Source organism: Psychromonas saccharinae (assembly GCF_051201515.1).
Classification (GTDB): domain Bacteria; phylum Pseudomonadota; class Gammaproteobacteria; order Enterobacterales; family Psychromonadaceae; genus Psychromonas.
Map to the genome: position 1 here is coordinate 3,167,723 of NZ_CP195153.1, position 20,014 is coordinate 3,187,736.

General features: G+C 36.8%; 22 protein-coding genes. 9 read left to right on the forward strand and 13 right to left on the reverse strand.

Annotated elements, in window-relative coordinates; all coding sequences use genetic code 11:
- The first annotated feature begins 59 nt into the window (after nt 1-59).
- Nucleotides 60-1,073, forward strand: coding sequence for a Preprotein translocase subunit SecY (locus tag ACR30L_RS14165; protein ID WP_435234892.1), 1,014 nt, complete (start codon nt 60-62; stop codon nt 1,071-1,073).
- Between the two features lie 59 nt (nt 1,074-1,132).
- Here the strand turns inward: ACR30L_RS14165 and ACR30L_RS14170 are convergent, their stop codons facing one another.
- Nucleotides 1,133-2,287 carry an FAD-dependent monooxygenase gene (locus tag ACR30L_RS14170; RefSeq protein ID WP_435234893.1) on the reverse strand — a complete coding sequence of 385 codons (1,155 nt, stop codon included), beginning with the start codon at nt 2,285-2,287 and terminating at the stop codon, nt 1,133-1,135.
- A gap of 155 nt (nt 2,288-2,442) precedes the next feature.
- Here ACR30L_RS14170 and miaB point away from each other — a divergent pair, with 155 nt between their 5' ends.
- Genes miaB through yrfG form a run of 6 tightly spaced genes read left to right on the forward strand, consistent with a single transcriptional unit; the run spans nt 2,443 to nt 8,580 of the window.
- Nucleotides 2,443-3,864, forward strand: a complete 1,422-nt coding sequence (miaB, locus tag ACR30L_RS14175; protein WP_435234894.1) for a tRNA (N6-isopentenyl adenosine(37)-C2)-methylthiotransferase MiaB — start codon at nt 2,443-2,445, stop codon at nt 3,862-3,864.
- A gap of 15 nt (nt 3,865-3,879) precedes the next feature.
- Entirely contained in the window at nt 3,880-4,911 is a 1,032-nt protein-coding gene (locus tag ACR30L_RS14180; protein WP_435234895.1) for a PhoH family protein, read from the forward strand.
- Nucleotides 4,911-5,384 carry an rRNA maturation RNase YbeY gene (gene ybeY, locus ACR30L_RS14185; protein ID WP_435234896.1) on the forward strand — a complete coding sequence of 158 codons (474 nt, stop codon included), beginning with the start codon at nt 4,911-4,913 and terminating at the stop codon, nt 5,382-5,384. The genes ACR30L_RS14180 and ybeY overlap by 1 nt, the downstream gene beginning before the upstream one ends.
- 9 nt (nt 5,385-5,393) lie before the next feature.
- A complete protein-coding gene (corC, locus tag ACR30L_RS14190) occupies nt 5,394-6,260 on the forward strand; it encodes a CNNM family magnesium/cobalt transport protein CorC (RefSeq protein WP_435234897.1) in 867 nt (288 codons plus the stop codon).
- Complete coding sequence (gene lnt / locus ACR30L_RS14195) at nt 6,250-7,839, forward strand: apolipoprotein N-acyltransferase (RefSeq protein WP_435234898.1); 1,590 nt, start codon at nt 6,250-6,252, stop codon at nt 7,837-7,839. Before corC ends, lnt begins: the two co-directional genes overlap by 11 nt.
- A 27-nt stretch (nt 7,840-7,866) precedes the next feature.
- The gene (gene yrfG, locus ACR30L_RS14200) at nt 7,867-8,580 is read left to right on the forward strand and encodes a GMP/IMP nucleotidase (RefSeq protein WP_435234899.1); all 714 of its coding nucleotides are present in this window, start codon (nt 7,867-7,869) and stop codon (nt 8,578-8,580) included.
- Nucleotides 8,581-8,635: 55 nt separating this feature from the next.
- Here the strand turns inward: yrfG and ACR30L_RS14205 are convergent, their stop codons facing one another.
- The 5 genes from ACR30L_RS14205 to rplM form a co-directional block, all read right to left on the reverse strand.
- The gene (locus ACR30L_RS14205) at nt 8,636-9,043 is read right to left on the reverse strand and encodes a ClpXP protease specificity-enhancing factor (RefSeq protein ID WP_435234900.1); all 408 of its coding nucleotides are present in this window, start codon (nt 9,041-9,043) and stop codon (nt 8,636-8,638) included.
- 81 nt (nt 9,044-9,124) lie between these two features.
- Nucleotides 9,125-9,760 (reverse strand): stringent starvation protein SspA, encoded by a 636-nt coding sequence (gene sspA / locus ACR30L_RS14210; RefSeq protein WP_435234901.1) that lies wholly within the window; start codon nt 9,758-9,760, stop codon nt 9,125-9,127.
- Nucleotides 9,761-10,050: 290 nt separating this feature from the next.
- The gene (gene ftnA, locus ACR30L_RS14215) at nt 10,051-10,575 is read right to left on the reverse strand and encodes a non-heme ferritin (protein WP_435234902.1); all 525 of its coding nucleotides are present in this window, start codon (nt 10,573-10,575) and stop codon (nt 10,051-10,053) included.
- Nucleotides 10,576-10,810: 235 nt separating this feature from the next.
- Nucleotides 10,811-11,200 (reverse strand): 30S ribosomal protein S9, encoded by a 390-nt coding sequence (gene rpsI, locus ACR30L_RS14220; RefSeq protein WP_435234903.1) that lies wholly within the window; start codon nt 11,198-11,200, stop codon nt 10,811-10,813.
- 13 nt (nt 11,201-11,213) lie between these two features.
- Nucleotides 11,214-11,642: a 50S ribosomal protein L13 gene (gene rplM / locus ACR30L_RS14225; RefSeq protein WP_435234904.1), complete on the reverse strand. Its 429-nt coding sequence runs from the start codon at nt 11,640-11,642 to the stop codon at nt 11,214-11,216.
- 588 nt (nt 11,643-12,230) lie between these two features.
- On the opposite strand from rplM, the gene pykF reads away from it, so the two are divergent.
- The gene (gene pykF / locus ACR30L_RS14230) at nt 12,231-13,637 is read left to right on the forward strand and encodes a pyruvate kinase PykF (RefSeq protein WP_435234905.1); all 1,407 of its coding nucleotides are present in this window, start codon (nt 12,231-12,233) and stop codon (nt 13,635-13,637) included.
- Nucleotides 13,638-13,954: 317 nt separating this feature from the next.
- Nucleotides 13,955-15,034, forward strand: coding sequence for an outer membrane-stress sensor serine endopeptidase DegS (gene degS, locus ACR30L_RS14235; protein ID WP_435234906.1), 1,080 nt, complete (start codon nt 13,955-13,957; stop codon nt 15,032-15,034).
- Nucleotides 15,035-15,457: 423 nt separating this feature from the next.
- On the opposite strand, the gene murA is transcribed toward degS, so the two are convergent.
- The 7 genes from murA to ACR30L_RS14270 are packed head-to-tail and all read right to left on the reverse strand — an operon-like array spanning nt 15,458 to nt 19,927.
- Nucleotides 15,458-16,717: a UDP-N-acetylglucosamine 1-carboxyvinyltransferase gene (gene murA, locus ACR30L_RS14240; protein WP_435234907.1), complete on the reverse strand. Its 1,260-nt coding sequence runs from the start codon at nt 16,715-16,717 to the stop codon at nt 15,458-15,460.
- A 19-nt stretch (nt 16,718-16,736) separates the two neighbouring features.
- Entirely contained in the window at nt 16,737-16,985 is a 249-nt protein-coding gene (locus ACR30L_RS14245; RefSeq protein WP_435234908.1) for a BolA family protein, read from the reverse strand.
- Nucleotides 16,986-16,995: 10 nt separating this feature from the next.
- Nucleotides 16,996-17,259, reverse strand: a complete 264-nt coding sequence (locus ACR30L_RS14250) for an STAS domain-containing protein (RefSeq protein WP_435234909.1) — start codon at nt 17,257-17,259, stop codon at nt 16,996-16,998.
- A complete protein-coding gene (locus ACR30L_RS14255) occupies nt 17,256-17,870 on the reverse strand; it encodes an MlaC/ttg2D family ABC transporter substrate-binding protein (protein ID WP_435234910.1) in 615 nt (204 codons plus the stop codon). Before ACR30L_RS14255 ends, ACR30L_RS14250 begins: the two co-directional genes overlap by 4 nt.
- Complete coding sequence (mlaD, locus tag ACR30L_RS14260; RefSeq protein WP_435234911.1) at nt 17,870-18,340, reverse strand: outer membrane lipid asymmetry maintenance protein MlaD; 471 nt, start codon at nt 18,338-18,340, stop codon at nt 17,870-17,872. The genes ACR30L_RS14255 and mlaD overlap by 1 nt, the downstream gene beginning before the upstream one ends.
- A gap of 1 nt (nt 18,341) precedes the next feature.
- Nucleotides 18,342-19,121 carry a lipid asymmetry maintenance ABC transporter permease subunit MlaE gene (mlaE, locus tag ACR30L_RS14265; protein WP_435234912.1) on the reverse strand — a complete coding sequence of 260 codons (780 nt, stop codon included), beginning with the start codon at nt 19,119-19,121 and terminating at the stop codon, nt 18,342-18,344.
- On the reverse strand, nt 19,118-19,927 hold the full coding sequence (locus tag ACR30L_RS14270) for an ATP-binding cassette domain-containing protein (RefSeq protein WP_435234913.1): 810 nt from the start codon (nt 19,925-19,927) through the stop codon (nt 19,118-19,120). Before ACR30L_RS14270 ends, mlaE begins: the two co-directional genes overlap by 4 nt.
- Between the last annotated feature and the right edge of the window lie 87 nt (nt 19,928-20,014).

Below are 20,014 nucleotides of genomic sequence, written 5' to 3' on the forward strand. Positions count from 1 at the left end.
TAACTTGATCTCTACAATACAGCTCCTTTTTTACTCTCCGCTTTTAAATGAATAACATCATGAAAAATAAAAACAATACACATATACGTCATGCAAAAGGGCCATTTGCAATGACCGTTGTCTACAGCTTTACCGGTGCCGCTATTTTGGCATCGATTATATTTTCCCTATTATTATTTCTTTCTCTCGATGAAAACCTTTGGATGAAGGTACTTTTCGGATCCTTAGCTGTCATCTTTGAACTGGGTAAATTTTTTGCTTGGTATGAATTCGGTGAGCGCCTATCAAGAAGAAATATCAGCGCATCCTTTTCTGCACTGTTCTTTTATAGTGTATTAGCAGCGATTTCGATTGGTGGTAGCATCGGTGGAATCAACAGTGCGACAAATACGGCCCATCAGCATGTCGATGTACAACAGAGCAAAATATCGAGTTTTAATTTACAAATTACAGCCATTGATAAACAAATTGCATTGAATAATGTTGCAGCAGAAAAATATATTGAGCTAAATCGTATCGCCACGGGGGTTGCGAGAATTCAAAGAGAAAATGCCAAACTAAGAAAGCAACAAGTTGCGTTAGCACAACAAAGAGATTCGCTCCCAAATACAAATCAGGGATCTGTATTTGGACTGATCGGGAGTATTGCCGACGGACTGTCAATTAAAACCCAAGATGCGCAACTTGGGTTGGTGATATTTTTGTCTGTTTTACTCGATCTATTTGCTGCATTTTTTGTTGGATTAATCGGCGAAGAACTTCGATTTACTCGAAACTTAGCAAAATCAAAACAAACGAAAAAAACAGATAATAATGAACAATCTGAAACTCAACAAACAGCTTTAACGCCCGCTAATAAAGCACAACATGCGATATCACACAGCGAATATTTATTTCAACAAACAATAGCAGTTTTGCGCAATGGTGACGTACGTTGTAGTAAAAAAGCAGTGGCTAATACACTAAAAATTAAAGCGGAAGAAGTTGATCAAATATTTATTGATTTATTGGCAAAAGGGTTTGTATCTAAAAAAGCCAATCATCACTTCACTTGGCAAGGTGAATCGGCATAAATACACGTTGGATGATGAATAAATTAATTTATCATCCAACGCTTTATTTTATAAACAATCTACAATCCCATTGCATAACGCATAACTTGCTTTTTTAATGGCCCGCTATTTTGAGCAACACCTAACAGACCTTTTCGCAATAAACGCAGAACGGGCATTTCACTCTTACTGCTTTTATAAAAGAAATCCATCGCCGTTTGCATAATTAAATTAGCGGGCTTACGTTTAGCTTGATAACTCTCTAACACCTTATCAATCGGCATATCAGACTGACTCATTAAATCAACAAGACACTCCACATCTTTAAAGCCTAAATTAACCCCCTGCCCAGCCAATGGGTTAATAGTATGCGCAGCATCACCAAGTAACGCACAATGTCCTTTTATATAATCATGAGCATGGCGCCTGACAAGCGGAAAGGCGCCTTTATTCTCGACAGAGAAATCAAAATCTAATAATGGAAATTGTTCAATAAGAGCGAGTTTTAATTGTGCGTTAGATAAACCACACAGTTGCTTTATTTTTGCCGGGCTGTGATACCACACTAAACTAGCATTATTTTCAGCTAAGGGTAAAAAAGCACAGGGCCCCGTTTCTCGAAACTCTTGCCAAGTCACATTCTGTTGTTCAGTATCGGTTTTAATATTAATCAACATACAATGATGGCGGTAATCCCAGGCAGTGACTCCAATTGCTAATTGCTGACGAATATCCGAATGGGCACCATCACAGGCGACTAATATATCAGCGTGCAGTCTTTGATTATCGTCAAGCTCAATAGACACGACAGACTCAAGATGCTCAATAGCAACAACCGATCTATTTTCATAAAAATGTACATTATCGAAATCACGCAGCTTCTGCCACAGTGCACTTTGAATACAACGATTCTCTGCAATATAGCCAAGCTGATCAAAACCAATTTCACGCGCGTTAAATGTCAATTTTTGACTGCCTTTCTCCCAAGTCTGTAATCCGTTATAACCACAAAGACGTTGTTTAGGTAATAAGTGCCAAATATCTGCAGACTCCAATAATTTAATACTTTGCGCACTAAAGGCTGAAACACGCAAATCAAAGGGAGCATTTTCATCAATAGGAACACAAGGTGTCTTTTCAACAAGGTATATAAGTTTTCCCTGCTTGGCTAATAGTAATGCAGTTAACGCGCCTACCATTCCCCCACCAACAACAATTACCTTTGTGTCTTTCATTATTTATTTCCCATTTAAATTTTCTAACCGATATTGTAAATAAATTTCACAATTAATGCAGAAAAAATCGATATCGTAAAAGGGTAGCAAGTTAGCTTTGATCTGCGTAAAATGCGATCTCTTTATTTTAGAACCACGGTATGAGCAGCAAAATTATGAGTATGAAATTACACGTCAAAACTTGGGGTTGTCAGATGAATGAATATGATTCATCAAAAATGGCCGATCTTTTAAATTCCACAAATGGTTATGTTACAACGGATAATCCTGAGGATGCTGATGTTATTTTATTAAATACCTGCTCTATCCGTGAAAAGGCACAAGAAAAAGTATTTCATCAACTTGGTCGTTGGAAAAAACTCAAAGATAAAAAACCGAGTTTAGTTATTGGTGTTGGTGGTTGCGTGGCCTCTCAAGAAGGTAAAGCCATTCGTCGTCGAGCACCTTATGTTGATATTGTTTTTGGACCACAAACATTACATCGTTTACCTGAAATGATTAAAACCGTTAAAGAAGAAAGCGGTTCTGTCGTTGATGTTAGTTTCCCTGAAATCGAGAAATTTGACTGTTTACCAGAGCCCAAGGCAGACGGCGCAACAGCATTCGTATCAATTATGGAAGGCTGTTCAAAATATTGTACATTCTGTATTGTCCCTTATACACGTGGCGAAGAAGTCAGCCGTCCAGTCGATGATATTTTACTTGAAATCGCACAGCTTGCAGAACAGGGAGTTCGTGAAGTTAACCTGCTTGGCCAAAACGTAAATTCATATATTGATATGACTCATGAAGAAGGCCCTTGTTCCTTCGCACAATTATTACGTTACGTCGCATCAATTGACGGCATTGATCGCCTTCGTTACACCACGAGTAATCCAGTTGATTTTAGCGACGAGATTATCGACGTTTACCGTGACACACCAGAATTGGTCGACTTTTTACATCTTCCCGTGCAATCAGGCTCAAACCGTATTCTTAACTTAATGAAACGTGGCAACACAGCTGAATACTATAAAGAACGTATCGCAAGCTTAAAAGCAATACGTCCTAATTTAACCGTTAGCTCTGATTTTATTGTTGGCTTCCCTAATGAGACCGATCAAGACTTCCAAGAAACAATGGATTTAATCAATCATATTGGTTTCGATACTAGCTATAGTTTTATCTACAGCCAACGTCCAGGCACGCCCGCAGCAGATATGCCCGATGATGTGTCATTGGAAACGAAAAAGAAACGTTTAGCGATTCTTCAGGACCGTATTCATCAAAATTCACAGTTAATTGGTCGTCGTATGGTCGGCAGTATTCAACGTATTTTAGTTGAAGGGCCTTCACGTAAAAATATTATGGAACTTTATGGGCGTACCGAAAACAATCGTATTGTAAACTTCGAAGGAGACCATCGTTCAATTGGTGGATTCGTTGACGTTGAAATCACTGAAGTGCATACCAATTCAATACGTGGTAAGTTTATTCGAGGTGAAGATGAAATGAACCTTCGTGAATCAATTCGCCCAAGTGATATAATGAACAAACATAAAGACACACTGGGTGTTTCAACATTTATTCCTGAGTAAAAGGCCCCAAATATTTTGAATACCAAATTAACAACGCTTCATATTGACCTTGTGCCAGAAGACTCGCACCGCCTTGCTGTTTTATGCGGTGCATTTGATGATAATATTAAACAAATTGAACGCCGTTTAGGTGTCGAAATCGTCTATAAAAATGCACATTTTCAAGTAATGGGTGAGCATCGTTATGCACAAGCATGCGTTGATCTATTGAAAAACCTGTATATAGAAACACAAACAATTAAGGGTAAAGCAGCGGCTCTTCCTTCAGAGGATGTGCATCTGGCCTTGCAAGATTTATTTTCAAATCACCGTTTATTGGAAGTACAGTCATCAACGGAATCGGTTAGTTATCAAAGTTTAACCATCAAAACTAAGCGTGGCGTTATTAAGCCGCGTGGTGAAAATCAAACAAAATACGTTAACCACATACTCACTAACGACATCAGTTTTGGTGTTGGCCCTGCCGGTACAGGTAAAACCTACCTTGCCGTGGCTTGTGCAGTGGAAGCCTTAGAGCGTCAAGAAGTACGTCGTATTTTACTGACTCGCCCCGCTGTTGAAGCTGGCGAAAAATTAGGTTTTTTACCTGGCGATTTATCACAAAAAGTCGACCCATACTTACGTCCTTTATATGATGCACTTTTTGAAATGCTTGGTTTTGAAAAAGTAGAAAAATTAATTGAAAAAAATATCATTGAAATTGCACCACTTGCTTATATGCGTGGTCGTACACTAAATGATGCTTTTGTGATTTTAGATGAAAGTCAAAATACCACGGTTGAACAAATGAAAATGTTTCTAACCCGTATTGGCTTTAACTCAAGAGCAGTTATTACTGGTGACATCACTCAAATTGATTTACCACGCCACCAAAAATCAGGCTTAAGACATGCAATAGAAGTGCTGACTGATGTTGAAGATATCAGCTTTAGCTTCTTCCTTGCCGATGATGTAGTCCGTCATCCCGTCGTCGCGCGTATTGTAAAAGCCTATGAAGCCTTTGATCGCAAAGCTGAAATAGCCAAAAATGAGCAGGAAAATAGCTAATGGAATTGTTTGTTGATCTGCAAGTTGTCAGCGAAAATGACCATAATATTCCCTCTATTGAATCCATTGAACAATGGATTCAAAGCACAATTATTGCAGGCACATCACCTAAAGAAGAAGCAGAACTAACGATACGTGTAGTTGACTCGGAAGAAAGTCAACAATTAAACGGTCAATATAGAAATAAACACAAGCCAACTAACGTTTTGTCGTTTCCCTTTCAAAATCCGCCTGGTATAACATTGCCTTTATTGGGTGATCTGGTAGTCTGTAAAAAAATAGTTGAAAATGAAGCCCAAGAACAAAATAAAACATTGACTGAACATTGGGCACATATGCTGATACATGGCACGTTGCATTTATTAGGATATGATCATATTGACGAGCAAGAAGCACTCGAAATGGAAGCTTTGGAAACAAGGTTACTTATCGAGTTGGGTTTTAGCGATCCTTATTTCAGTGAAAAAGAGTAAATAAAATTAATGTCGGATGACAAGGTAACAGAACAAGATAATTCTAAAAATGGTCTTTTTGATATGATTGGCAATTTTTTCCAAGGCGAGCCAAAAAATCAAAGTGAGCTATTAGAAGTAATTGATGAAGCAAAAGATCGCCAGGTAATTGATTACAAAACCAAAGAGATGATTAAAGGTGTATTAGACATATCGCAACTTCGCGTTCGTGATATTATGATCCCACGCTCTCAAATGATCACACTAGGACTACATCAAACCGTTGATGAGTTTCTCCCAGAAATTATTGATTCAGCTCACTCACGTTTCCCCGTTATCACCGAAGATAAAGATCATATTGTCGGTCTATTACTTGCAAAAGATTTACTGAAATATGGCTTTAGTGAACAATCCGCTGAATTTAAAATTGATGATGTTCTTCGAGAAGCTGTCGTTGTTCCAGAAAGTAAACGATTAGATACCCTGTTAACTGAATTTAGAAGCCAACGTTATCATATGGCGATTGTTGTTGATGAATATGGTGGTGTTTCCGGTTTAGTCACTATCGAAGATATTTTAGAAGTCATTGTCGGTGAAATTGAAGATGAATTTGATGATATCGAAATCGAAGAAATTCGCCAAATTGGTAAGAAAACCTATACCGTAAGTGCACTAACATCAATCGAAGATTTTAACGAATACTTTAAAACTAAATTTACAACGGAAGACCAAGACACAATTGGTGGATTAATTACCCATAAACTCGGTCATCTTCCCGGGCGAGGTGAAACTATCGCCATTAAAGAACATAAATTCAAAGTAACCAACGCAGATAGCCGTCGTTTAGTACAACTTCAAGTTCGCCTTCCTAAAGAGTTAAAACGCATTGAACCATAGCAACAATGGAAAAGGTTTTCGCTTAACGCAATACTTTTTCGTACAAGCACTCATTGCCATATTATTAGGTGCAATACAAGTATTTGCATTTGCACCCTTTGAACAATATTGGACGATTTACCCTTCTTTAATTGGTCTATTTTTGCTACTTGAACAGGTACAAGAAACGACTAAACGTCGCTTTCTGATTAGTTACCTTTTTAACCTTTCAATGTTTATCGCTTGTATTCATTGGGTTTATGTCAGTATGGACTTATTTGGCGGTATGCCATTATTTGTCAGTGTCCTATTAATTATTTTATTAGCTGCATACCTCGCCATCTTCCCAACCTTGGCATTATGGGTGACGACGCGTTTACCAGAAATTCCCAATTCACTGCGCTATTTATTTGTACTACCTGTTTTTTGGCTACTCTCAGATTGGCTACGAGGGTGGTTTTTAACTGGTTTTCCATGGGCATACCTCGGTTATAGTCATGCAGATACCCCGCTAATTGGTTTTGCACCATTATTAGGTGTACAAGGTGTAACCCTTGCAATTGTGATGATTTGCGGCGCATTGACGCTCATTATTAAACGCCACAGGATCCCATTAAATATCACGATAATCGTGTCATTAGTTGTTACAGGAACTTTGTTACAAAAACAAAATTATACTGAATTACAATCACCAGTATTAATTTCACTCGTTCAAGGGAATATTGACCAAAATAAAAAATGGCAACCTGAAGAACTGTATCCATCAGTAATGAAGTACTTGGATCTCAGTAAAACTAATCACGAAGATCAACCTGAAATTATCATTTGGCCTGAATCGGCAATAGCAGCGCTAGAGGTTGATATGCAGCGCTTTTTATTGCCACTTTCTGAAGACTTAGCCAGTCGAAATAAAACGCTGATTAGCGGTATTATTGGTTATAGAGTTCAACAAGATGAGTACCGAAACTCTATAATTACGTTAGGAAAATTACCAGCTGGTGATGAATACTCAATGCAAAGTAAAAATCGTTATCAGAAGCATCATCTCCTCCCGATTGGCGAATTCGTCCCCTTTGAAAAATACCTTCGCCCACTCGCGCCTTACTTTAATTTACCAATGTCTAGCTTTCAACGTGGTCAAGAAGTTCAACCGAATTTACAAACCTTACAAACTAGCTTTGCAGCGGCGCTATGCTATGAAATTGCATTTCCAGAATTACTTCGTAAGAATGTCCGCGAAGACACTGGCATGCTCTTAACATTAAGTAATGACGCATGGTTTGGCGATTCAATTGGGCCTGCTCAACATTTGCAAATTGCACGTATGCGGGCCATCGAATTTGCTCGCCCACTTCTTCGTAGTACTAACAATGGTATCACAGCGATTTATGGTAGCCACGGTGAAGAAATAGGACGACTTGAGTCGAATACGGATGCCGTACTTAGTAAAGAAATCGCCCCTGCTTTTGGTAAAACACCTTATCAAACCTATGGCTCTTTACCGCTTTATCTTTATTCAATACTGATTTTAACTTGGTTGTATATTTATTTAGTTATTTCTCGTCGTACCAGAAATAAGTACTCATTGAAAAAGAAATAGTACTCAAGGGCACAAGGAAAGGTCATTATGACGGCAAATAAAGCTTATACAAGCAAAGTATCCCAACATCATATGTTCAACTGGAATAACATTGATACTGTACTGCTTGATATGGATGGCACCTTACTTGACCTTCATTATGATAATCGATTCTGGCTACACCATGTGCCTAACGCACTTGCACTCCAACAAAATATTTCATTTGATCAAGCTCAACAAGCCTTTTTTAAACAGTGTGATTTAGTAAAAGGAAGCTTAAATTGGTATTGTACGGACTATTGGACAAAGAAAATTAATATCGATATTCAACAATTAAATATCGACCATGCAGATAGTATCGCAATGCGTAAAGATGCTACCGATTTCTTAAATGCATTACAAAAACAAAAAATTCAACGCGTATTACTCACTAATGCCCACCCCGATAGCTTAAACATTAAACTCAATAAAACAGGGTTAAATACACTGCTCGACCATATTTACTCAACCCATGAATTTGGCCATTGCAAAGAATCGCTGTCGCTTTGGCATGCTTTTATCGAACGTCATCCTTTTGATCCTAAACGTACATTATTTATTGATGATAATGAAGAACTGTTATTGGTGGCAAAACAATTTGGAATTCGCTACGTACTTGGTATAGAAAATCCAGATTCACAAGCACAACATAAAAAATTTATGCATTGCCCTTCTATTCATGATTATGCCGTTTTAAGCGAAGAATTGAACAGTATTGAGTGAAATTGGTAAGGAATATAAAAACGATAGTGATAAATCACTATCGTCTAGTATCAAATTATTTTACAACGCTTAAGGTCGGTCGTTTCTTATCGTTATCTGGTTTAGGCTCAGTGGGTTTTGCTTCAGTATTTAATGCTTGATATGCAGGCTCTTCCGGAAAAATAGTACCAGCATTATTTTCTCTTGCGTAAATCCCTTCAATAGCATAAATCGGCACATATACTTGCATTGGTTGTCCAGAAAAACGCGCATTAAATCTAACAGCATCTTCATCCATAGAAAATTGCATCACTGAACGCGGTGCAATATTCAAAATGATTTTACCATCTTCAACAAATTGCTGAGGCACTTCAACATGTGGTTGCGTCGCATCCACAATGATATGTGGCGTATATTCGCTATCGACAATCCAATCATAATAAGCACGAAGTAAATATGGGCGTTGTACCAACATTGTATTCATAAATAAGTTCCTATTATGCGAGTCGCCTTATATTTCAATAAAGCCACTTTACAATCATGTTAAATTAAAAATTGGCGATGACTACGCACCAACTCGAATTTCTCGTTCAGCTTCAGTCATTGATGCTTGGAACGATTCACGCTCAAAAACACGAACCATATAACTTTTAATACCACCTACATTTTCAAAGCCTAAATCAATATCTAATTCAGGTAAACGCCATAGAAGCGGTGCCATGTAACAATCAACTAATGTAAATTCTTCAGACATAAAGTAATCAAAATGGTCAAAAACAGGTGCGATAAGCAAAATAGCATCACGTAATTTTGTACGTGCAGCATCAGCAGCTTCCTTATCATTCCCCATAATTTGATGAACTAATGGATACCAATCGCTTTCTACACGTTCCATCATCAAACGACTTTTACCACGTTCAACAGGGTAAACAGGCATTAATGGTGGATGAGGAAAACGCTCGTCTAAATATTCCATAATGATACGTGAGTTATATAAGACTAAATCACGATCAACTAATGTAGGTACTGTGTTATAAGGATTTAATTCAGCCAACTCTTCTGGCCAATTTTCATCATCAACAAAAGTGATCTCAACATTAACCCCTTTTTCTGCTAAAACAATGCGTGTTTGATGACTATAAAGATCTGAAGCACCCGAGAAGAGTGTCATTACAGAACGTTTATTTGTAGATACGGCCATGAATATCCCTTATTATTTTTAATTAAATATAAATTTTGCAAATGAAAACCTCAGCTATAAATATTAAAAATATAACTGAAATTCAATGTAAGTAACGAAGAAGAAGATAAAATCAATAGAATGATTTGTGCCTAAATAACAAATAAACTTTCATGCTTTAACTTATTTATCTTGCTAGCGTAATTTCAACGAGTTTACCAGAAATCTGGCATGCAGAGCAAACTGATCGGATCAGTTTGCATAAGTAACGAGGTAAAGATCATACTTTTATTTATTATGAAAAATGCAAACTAAGCTTCACTATCTAGTATTGATGGTGAACCTGTTTCTGCCAATGCAGCAAGATCTTTATCGATCCAGAATAATGCTTTCCCATCTTCTCCAACCAGTTCTATTTTATCTAAGATACCTTTAAAGAGCTTTTCTTCTTCGTGCTGTTCAGCGACATACCATTGTAGAAAGTTAAAAGTAGAATAATCTTGAGTCGTAAATGCCGTATGCGTTAACTCATTAATTTTTTTAGTAATCAGGCATTCATGTGCATAGGTTTCTACAAAGACCTCTTTCAATGAAGCAAATTGATACGGTGGCGCTTCAATCGCACCTAAAATTGGAAACGCTCCTGTTTCACTGACATAGGTAAATAAACGATTCATATGAATCATCTCTTCGGCTGCATGCTCTCGTAACATTAACGCAGCGCCCTCATACCCCTTATCTTCACACCAAGCACTCATTTGCAAATATAAATTAGATGAATAAAACTCTAAATTAATCTGGTCATTAAGCTTTTCAACCATTGAATCCGCTAACATTCTTTTCCCCTTAATCATTAATTACCTTAAAATTATTATGCACATCAATAACCAAATGCTAAACCAGATCATACTGACTTTTAGTTAAGCAGTATCTCATAATCCATTCGATTAAAAATAAACATTATATAGCTGCTATATTTCACTTATTAAAAAACAATAAACATTAGTTGAATAAATAACAAGCAAAAAAAAACCCAGCATATGCTGGGTTTTTGCAATTCTGAAACGAATATTAACGTTTTGAGAATTGTGGACGTTTACGCGCTTTATGTAGACCAACTTTCTTACGCTCAACGATACGAGCATCACGAGTTACAAAGCCTGCACCACGTAATTCAGAACGTAGAGTTTCGTCATACTGCATTAGAGCACGAGTGATACCCAAACGGATAGCACCAGATTGACCAGTGTTACCACCACCTTTAACAGTGATATTTAAGTCAAATTTTTCAGTTGCATTAACAAGTTCTAGTGGTTGACGAACAACCATACACGCAGTTTCACGACCAAAGTATTCATCGATATTGCGTTTGTTAATAGTAATTTTTCCGCTACCAGCTTTTAAAAATACACGAGCTGTTGAGCTTTTGCGACGACCTGTGCCGTAATATTGATTTGCCATTGTTTTAATCCTATTAGATGTCTAAAACTTGTGGTTGCTGTGCTGAATGTTGATGCTCAGAACCAGCATAAACTTTCAATTTACGGAACATTGCGCGTCCTAGAGGACCTTTTGGCAACATACCTTTAACAGCTTTCTCAATAACACGCTCAGGCGCACGTACGATTAAATCTTCGAAGCTAATTGATTTAATGCCACCGATGAAACCAGTATGGTGGTAGTAAATTTTACCTTTAGCTTTGTTACCCGTTACAGTAATTTTTTCTGCATTGATGATAACAATGTAATCGCCTGTATCAACATGCGGAGTGTATTCAGCTTTATGTTTACCACGTAAACGTAGAGCAATTTCAGTAGCTAGACGACCAAGAGTTTTACCTTCAGCATCTACTACGTACCAGTCGCGTTTTACTTCAGCTGGTTTAGCAACAAAAGTTTTCATTAAGTTATACCCATAATTAATGATTTAAAAAAAAGATTACCAAATTTAGTAATCAAAAATGTATTTGCCATTCCGTATCCCTTCGAATACGTCAAGCGTAAACAACAGATCCACCATATTAATATTTTGGGGGGTGGATAACGTGGGCGGCGACATTGTACAGAAAAACACAGCTCAGATCACCCTTATATTGAAATAAATAGTATTTTAATTTTAATAATGTAAATTAAGCGCGCTTCGCATAATAATGTTCATACTATTTCTTACTGTTTTCATTTATTTACAGTAATAGATACGGTTCTCTATTTTACAGCCTAGTCTCTCCCAATTTTTTAAATAAAATTAATTTATACAATTAAAATAACTACTTAAGAGACATAAATAGCATTTCTTATTTCTAACTTTTTAAAATTCACCAACAAATAGATAGAGATCACAAAATAAAAAAAATAATAAGTGAAAAAAAATTGGCGTAAATCATTTTTTTTGCAATTAATTCTTGTAAAATGCGTCCTGTAAAATAAACGATTAAACAGCACAATCTCAAAAAAATGTAGTAAACAACACAATCATCCTTGGAGAATAACGGTGAGAAAAACAAAAATAGTTTGTACGATTGGTCCAAAATCAGAATCAAAAGAGATGTTAGCAAAATTAGTAGATAACGGAATGAACGTTATGCGTCTAAACTTCTCTCACGGTGATTTTGATGAACATGGTGGTCGTATCACTAAATTACGTGAGATTTGCCAAGAAACAGGCAAAAACGTTGCTATATTACTAGATACTAAAGGACCAGAAATCCGCACAGTTAAACTTGCAAATGGTGATGATGTATTACTAAAAGCAGGTCAAGAATTCACACTAACAACAGATCAACGTGTTGTTGGTGATAACACTAAAGTAGCAGTTACATATGAAGGTCTAGCAAAAGACCTTTCTGTTGGTAATACAGTTTTACTAGATGATGGTCTAGTTGCATTAACTGTTAAAGCAGTAACAGATATCGAAGTTGTATGTGAAGTAATGAACACAGGTGAGCTAGGCGAAAATAAAGGCGTTAACTTACCAGGTGTTAAAGTACAACTTCCAGCACTTTCTACTAAAGATAGAGGCGACCTTATTTTTGGTTGTGAAAGAGAAGTTGATTTTATTGCCGCTTCATTTATTCGTAAAAAAGAAGATGTTTTAGAAATTCGTGAGCACTTAGCTGCAAACGGTGGCGAGAATATCCGCATTATTTCTAAAATCGAAAACCAAGAAGGTGTTGATAATTTTGATGACATCCTTGCCGCTTCTGACGGTATCATGGTTGCTCGTGGTGACTTGGGTGTTGAAATTCCTGTAGAAGAAGTAATTTTCGCACAAAAAATGATGATTGAAAAAGCAAATGCTGCACGTAAACCAGTTATTACTGCAACACAAATGCTTGACTCTATGATCAAAAACCCACGTCCAACACGTGCTGAAGCTGGTGATGTTGCAAATGCTATCTTAGACGGTACTGATGCAGTTATGCTTTCTGGTGAAAGTGCGAAGGGTAAATACCCAGCAGAAGCAGTTGAAATCATGGCAACTATTTGTCAACGTACAGATTCAATTATGCCTGCTCGTCCAGATGTAAAAGGTGCATTACGTATTACTGAAGCAGTATGTAGCGGCGCAGTAAAAAATGCAGAACAACTTAATGCAAAACTTATCATCGTAGCAACTGAAGGTGGTAAATCTGCACGTTCTTTACGTAAATATTTCCCATCAATGAAAATCCTTGCGTTAACTAGCAATCAAAAAACAGCGCAACAACTTGGATTATCAAAAGGTATTTCAGCACGCGTTATTGAAAAACAATCAACAATGGAAGCTTTCTACCAATTAGGTATGGAAAAAGCCAAAGAAGAAGGTTTAGCGACTGTTGGTGACCGTGTTGTTATGGTTTCTGGTGCTCTTGTTGCTGAAGGTACTACAAACACTTCTTCTGTTCACGTTATTGCTTAATATTTTGTGTAACAGAAAGTAGTTATTATAAGCAGCGTTAATACGCTGCTTTTTTATTTCTCTGCAATAAAAATTAGCCTAAGCCCTACTATCCCGTAATCCTCTATTTTCTTTATTGCCTTTTTAAGGTAAATTCCCTTGTCGCTGAAAATTTTATACAACACCAATATTATTTATACTTTTTATTGTTTAAAAATAAAAAATACTGAGATAATACCCGTACTTTTTCTAAATAATGTTGTCTTTCTTCGGTTTAAATGGCGCATATATTTATAGCGTAAATTCTTCCTTTTCTTTTAAATTTGGTAACTAAGAATATGAATCTAAAAACTTTTTTTTTCTATTTTTTAAAACCTATTATAGGAGGTGGAATAATAGCTTTATTAATCATTTACGGTATTAAACTCGCTCCCGTTGTTATTCCAAAGCTAACACCGCAAGAAAATGTTCGCAGTTATAGTGAAGCAGTTAAGAAAGCGTCTCCTGCTGTTGTTAATATTTATTCGCAGCAATATATAGATTCAAGTATCGATAATAAACAGCATTTGCAGCCTACCGGATTAGGCTCTGGCATCATTATGGATAAAAATGGATATATATTAACTAACTACCATGTCATTTCTCAAGCAGATCAAATACTCATCGCACTTCAAGATGGGCAGCTTTTCACCGCATCTTTAGTTGGTAGTGATCAAATAACAGATCTCGCGGTGCTTCAAATTCAAGGTAATAACCTGCCTGTTATTCCTCAAAATGCTAGCTACCTTCCCCAGGTGGGTGATATCGTGCTTGCAATCGGCAATCCTTATAACCTTGGTCAAACCATCACACAGGGTATTATTAGTGCAACGGGCCGCAATGGAATGAGTTCATCGGGCCGACAAGATTTTTTACAAACAGATGCGGCTATTAATGAAGGAAACTCGGGCGGCGCATTAATTAATAGCCGTGGTGAGTTAGTAGGGATTAACACCTCAGAGTTTTACACCAATAATAAAAACTCAAGTAGTGGAATTAGTTTTGCCATCCCCTACCAATTATCTCAACAAATTATGAAAAGCTTAATTAAAGATGGACGCGTTATTCGTGGTTCGTTAGCAATTGTTGCTGAAAAGTTAGACCCTTTAATCGCAAGACTATGGGGCTTAACGGTTAAAAATAATATTATTATTAAGAAAGTCTATAAAGGAGGCCCTGCCGCAACAGCTGGTGTAGAAGTTAATGACTTGCTATTAAAAATTGGCGATATTGCTGTCGATAATGTTATTACAGCAATGGATATGGTTGCAGAAATAAAGCCTGGAACAAAAACTACATTAACCCTGTTGCGAAAAGGAAAAGTTATCACGTTGAATGTTACCATCGGTGATTTTAGTCATACTCAACCAACACAATAATGCCTTCTTTATATACCCGTTACCATTCAAAATACAGAAATCAGCAAGACGAGAGGTGAGCAGATTCTAGGCATAAAGGGGAAGATCTAACGGGTTAAATCGAGACTTTATAACAACGAAGATGTTTGCCTCTCGTCTTGCCCTGCGGGTCACTAGCTCGTTTCTTATAAACCATAGCAATACTGCGTTATAACTTTCGATAAGGACTAGCCATTAAAGATGTAAAGTCTTGTTTTTACATCTACCGATAGAGGATTAACGCAGTTAATCGCTCGAAAGGTCATCATGTTACGCCTTGCCTTGGTATCCGAGCTAGTGACTGATAAACGCATCTTGATTGGTAACGGGTATAAGCAAAAAAAATCCCAATAACAATAGATAATATATGTTATTGGGATTTTAATGATTAATAATGCTATTAATTTAACATTCAACACGCTTCATTGTTGCGCCGAGTGCAATTAGCTTATCTTCTATTTTTTCGTAGCCACGATCAATATGATAAATTTCATCGACAATGGTTTCACCTTCAGCAATCAACCCTGCAATAACAAGACTCGCAGAGGCACGTAAATCAGTCGCCATCACCTTGGTACCACTTAACTTATCATGATCACCACAAATAGCTAAATTTCCTTCTAATTCGATATTTGCGCCCATACGTTGTAATTCAGGTACATGCATAAAACGATTTTCAAAAATATTCTCTTTGATTCGACCTATACCTGGTGCAACGGTATTTAATACCGTAAATTGAGCTTGCATATCAGTAGGAAAAGCAGGGTGCGGTGCCGTCGTGATATTCACTGATTTTAATTCACGATCAATCATATCAACTTCTATCCAATCTTCACCTGTACTAACTACCGCACCCGCTTCTTCAAGTTTTGCAAGTACAGCCGTTAATAATAACGGATCAGTATTAACACACTTCACCTTACCACCGCTTACTACACCAGCCACTAAGAAAGTACCTGTTTCAATACGATCGGGTTGTACTTGGTAGTCACAGCCACTTAAAGATTCAACACCTTCAATCACAAGTGTATCAGTTCCTGCCCCCTCAATTTTACCACCCATTTTATTAATGAACTTGGCTAAATCAACAATTTCAGGTTCTTTAGCAGCATTTTCAATGGTCGTTGTTCCTTCTGCAAGTACGGCCGCCATCATCAAGTTACCAGTACCAGTTACACTGACCATATCCATATAGATATGAGCCCCTTTTAAACGGCCATCAACACGCGCTTTAATAAAACCATCTTCAACTTTGATTTTTGCCCCCATCAACTCTAAACCGTGAATATGTAAATTCACAGGTCGGGCGCCAATAGCACAACCGCCAGGCAATGAAATATCGGCTTCACCAAAACGTGCAACCAAGGGGCCTAATGCTAAAATAGAAGCTCGCATGCTCCGAACCAACTCGTAAGATGCCGTATAATTTTTTACACCTAACGCATTAATATGTACTTGGTGATTTTCCTGTGAAGCTTCAGCTCCGAGTTCTTTCAAGAGTTCAAGTGTTGTTGAAATATCTTTCAGTAACGGAACATTCGTTAAATTAATGTCCCCTTTTGATAGCAAAGTAGCAAAAAGAATTGGTAATGCCGCATTTTTAGCACCTGAGATAACAACCTCGCCCTTTAATTGGCAACCACCTTGAATTAAAAACTGACCCATCAAACTATCCTTTTTCTTACTAAATAAAATGTTTTTGTTTTTGCCAATCTTCTGGCGAGTACGCTTTGATTGTTAAAGCATGAATGGCATTACTGCTAATATCAGAGGTAAGTGGCCCATATATCAATTGTTGTTTTTTGATACGACTTAAATCAGAAAATACGGCACCAACTGCAATCACTTCAAAAGTACCGTTTTCCCCTCTAACGATACATTCGTCAAGCTCAAGTGCTTTTTCTAATTTGTCTTTAATTATTTCAATATTCATGAATACCTTACTACTTAAAAAGAAAACCCAGCCCGTATAAATTGGCTAAGACATTTATTTTTTCAGAATTCCCAACAAACTTGAGATCTGGATGATGGCTTTTGAGCAATGCAAGGTAAGCAATTCCTGCTGAATCAATATTATCTAATGCCTGTAAATCAATTTTTTTTACATTTTGATAATATGATGGGTCAGGAAATTGCTTATTCGATAACTCATTTAACAATAAGTTACCGGTTAAGACCATCGCATCATCATTGATTATTTGACTCACGATTCAAGCTCTTTATTTTTTTCTTTCAACAATTCAATGACATTATCAATGCCATTTTTTCTAATTAATTCACCTAATTCAGATTGTTTCGTGCTTAACATACTGATTCCTTCAGCAATAACATCGTAAACTTTCCATTCATTTGTTTTTTTATTTTTACGTAATTTAAACAATAACTTTGTCACTTGTCCTTGTGCGTCAGTGATACGAACTTCAACGGAAACAATATTCTTATCAACAAAATTATTATTATCAATAATAGTTAACTGATGGTTATCATATTCAAATAAGATATGCCCATAAGTATTAACTAACGAGGTTTTAAACGCTTCAACGAATGCGTCTCGTTGTTCCTTCGTTGTTTCTTTTAGTGCATTTCCCATCACTTTAAAAGCAGCATATTTATAGTCAAAGTAAGGAATAAGTTCTTCTTCAACAATAACTTGAACGTATTTAGGATCTTTCTCTAAACGTGCTTTTTCAGCACTAATACGATCTAATGTCTGTGAAGAAACTGAGTGAATAACCTGATTTGGGTTTGTCATATCAACATCAGCAGCATAGGAAAAGCTACTAAACAAAAAGACTAAAACTAAAGATAATAAACGCATTATTTGTCCTTATTAATTGAATAAATAAATTGGCCAATAAGATCTTCAAGTACTAAAGCTGACTTAGTGTCTTCAATCGAATCACCATCTTCCAACATTGAAATATCATCCATTATGAATCCTGGTGTAATACCGATATATTGATCGCCTAAAAGACCCGATGTTAATATTGCCAAAGAAGATGTCTCCGGAAATACCCCTTTATTTTTGAACATAGTTAATTGCACTTTGGGCGTATAGTTTTTTACATCGAGTGTAATACTTTCGACTCGACCAACAACAACACCGCCTAATTTAACAGGCGCACGCTCTTTTAAACCGCCAATATTAGAAAAGTTTGCATTGAGTGTATAAGTTGGACCATCACCTTGTAATGACAATCCCGCGACACTAAATGCTAATACAGCTAATGAAAGTATTCCGCCGAACACAAAAACACCAACCCATAATTCCACTTTTTTCTTAGACATTTTATATTCCAAACATAAAAACTGTTAACACAAAATCCATTGCTAATACGAGTAAAGAAGATACAACTACGGTTTGCGTTGTTGATTTACTAATACCAAATGCATTGGGTATGACATAATAACCGTTAAAAAGTGCAATCCAAGTAATCAATATTGCAAAAATAACACTTTTAATTATTCCATTGCCGACATCCGGCAAAAATTCAACACTTCCTTGCATGACAGACCAAAAGCTTCCTCCATCAATGCCCATCCAACTTACCCCGACTAAATATCCGCCCCAAATTGCAATGAGGTTAAATAAGATAGTCAGTAACGGTAAAGTAATCACTCCCGCAAAGAAACGTGGCGCAATCACCCGTTTTAAAGGTGAAACAGCCATCATTTCCATACTAGAAAGTTGTTCTGTACTCTGCATCAAACCAATTTCAGCCGTTAAAGCAGAGCCTGCTCGACCAGCAAAAAGTAACGCAGCAACCACAGGCGCTAATTCACGTAAAAGCGATAATGCCACCATACTACCGAGGCTTTCTTCAGCAGAGTACCCTACTAGAATATTATAACCTTGGAAAGCGAGCACCATACCGATAAATAGTCCTGCTGTTAAAATAATTGGTAAAGATAAAATACCAAGTTGGAAAATTTGTTCGATTAATAACGAGAAAAATTTTGAATGTGGTTTTCCCCAAACCGTCCGCCAAAACATAATGCAACAGCGTCCGATTGATTGTAAAAAACCAATACTAGTCTTGCCTACAGACTCAAAATATTGAGTAATCATATTTTTATCCTTTGCAAATCAGCACTAAACTCATCCGCAGGAAAATGAAATGGTACAGGTCCATCACTTCGACCATTTAAAAACTGTTGAAGCAATGCATTATCCGTTTGGTTCATCAATGTATCAGCAGGTCCATGCGCAATAATTTTTTTATCCGCTAATACGTAAACATTATCAGCAATAGAAAGTACTTCTTTAACATCATGCGAGACAATGATCGATGTAATTCCCATCGTTTTATTAAGTTGATTAATCAAATTAAGTAACACGTTCATCGATATTGGATCTTGACCTGTAAAGGGCTCATCATAAAGAATCATTTCCGGATCTAACGCAATAGCCCTTGCCAATGCAATACGACGAGCCATACCACCCGATAATTCAATCGGCTTCAAGTCTTTTGCACCGCGAAGTCCAACAGCTTCTAGCTTCATCAAAACTAATGTTGAAAGTAATGATTCATCCAAATTGAAGTGTTCACGTAATGGAAATGCTACATTTTCAAATACAGACAGCTCATTAAATAACGCGCCACTTTGAAACAACATACTCATTTTCTTACGTGCTTCATAAAGTGCTTCGGTAGAACAATTATGAATAGGCTTACCATTAAAGATAATTTCACCACTGTCTACGGGTAGCTGTCCTCCAATAAGCTTTAAGAGTGTTGTTTTACCAATGCCACTTGGGCCTAGTATTGCTGTTGTTTTTCCTCGCTCAAATTCGAAGCATAAATTATCAAATAATAAGCGTTCGTTTCGAGAAAAACACAGATTTTTAATCACAAGATGATTTGATTCTTTCATCGACAACCATTTCTTTACCTATAAATAAGCGGTACAGTATAAAGTTCTGTGCTTTTATATACAATTTTTTTAATACAATGACGTTTT

Excerpts from the sequence above, each read along its gene's own strand:
- yrfG (WP_435234899.1), top strand. The coding sequence starts at position 7,867 with ATGACGGCAAATAAAGCTTATACAAGCAAAGTATCCCAACATCATATG.
- degS (WP_435234906.1), top strand. The coding sequence starts at position 13,955 with ATGAATCTAAAAACTTTTTTTTTCTATTTTTTAAAACCTATTATAGGA.
- ACR30L_RS14165 (WP_435234892.1), top strand. The coding sequence starts at position 60 with ATGAAAAATAAAAACAATACACATATACGTCATGCAAAAGGGCCATTT.
- ACR30L_RS14170 (WP_435234893.1), bottom strand. The coding sequence starts at position 2,287 with ATGAAAGACACAAAGGTAATTGTTGTTGGTGGGGGAATGGTAGGCGCG.
- murA (WP_435234907.1), bottom strand. The coding sequence starts at position 16,717 with ATGGGTCAGTTTTTAATTCAAGGTGGTTGCCAATTAAAGGGCGAGGTT.
- ACR30L_RS14245 (WP_435234908.1), bottom strand. The coding sequence starts at position 16,985 with ATGAATATTGAAATAATTAAAGACAAATTAGAAAAAGCACTTGAGCTT.
- corC (WP_435234897.1), top strand. The coding sequence starts at position 5,394 with ATGTCGGATGACAAGGTAACAGAACAAGATAATTCTAAAAATGGTCTT.
- ACR30L_RS14255 (WP_435234910.1), bottom strand. The coding sequence starts at position 17,870 with ATGCGTTTATTATCTTTAGTTTTAGTCTTTTTGTTTAGTAGCTTTTCC.
- ybeY (WP_435234896.1), top strand. The coding sequence starts at position 4,911 with ATGGAATTGTTTGTTGATCTGCAAGTTGTCAGCGAAAATGACCATAAT.
- rplM (WP_435234904.1), bottom strand. The coding sequence starts at position 11,642 with ATGAAAACTTTTGTTGCTAAACCAGCTGAAGTAAAACGCGACTGGTAC.
- rpsI (WP_435234903.1), bottom strand. The coding sequence starts at position 11,200 with ATGGCAAATCAATATTACGGCACAGGTCGTCGCAAAAGCTCAACAGCT.
- ACR30L_RS14205 (WP_435234900.1), bottom strand. The coding sequence starts at position 9,043 with ATGAATACAATGTTGGTACAACGCCCATATTTACTTCGTGCTTATTAT.
- ftnA (WP_435234902.1), bottom strand. The coding sequence starts at position 10,575 with ATGTTAGCGGATTCAATGGTTGAAAAGCTTAATGACCAGATTAATTTA.
- sspA (WP_435234901.1), bottom strand. The coding sequence starts at position 9,760 with ATGGCCGTATCTACAAATAAACGTTCTGTAATGACACTCTTCTCGGGT.
- miaB (WP_435234894.1), top strand. The coding sequence starts at position 2,443 with ATGAGTATGAAATTACACGTCAAAACTTGGGGTTGTCAGATGAATGAA.
- ACR30L_RS14270 (WP_435234913.1), bottom strand. The coding sequence starts at position 19,927 with ATGAAAGAATCAAATCATCTTGTGATTAAAAATCTGTGTTTTTCTCGA.
- mlaD (WP_435234911.1), bottom strand. The coding sequence starts at position 18,340 with ATGTCTAAGAAAAAAGTGGAATTATGGGTTGGTGTTTTTGTGTTCGGC.
- mlaE (WP_435234912.1), bottom strand. The coding sequence starts at position 19,121 with ATGATTACTCAATATTTTGAGTCTGTAGGCAAGACTAGTATTGGTTTT.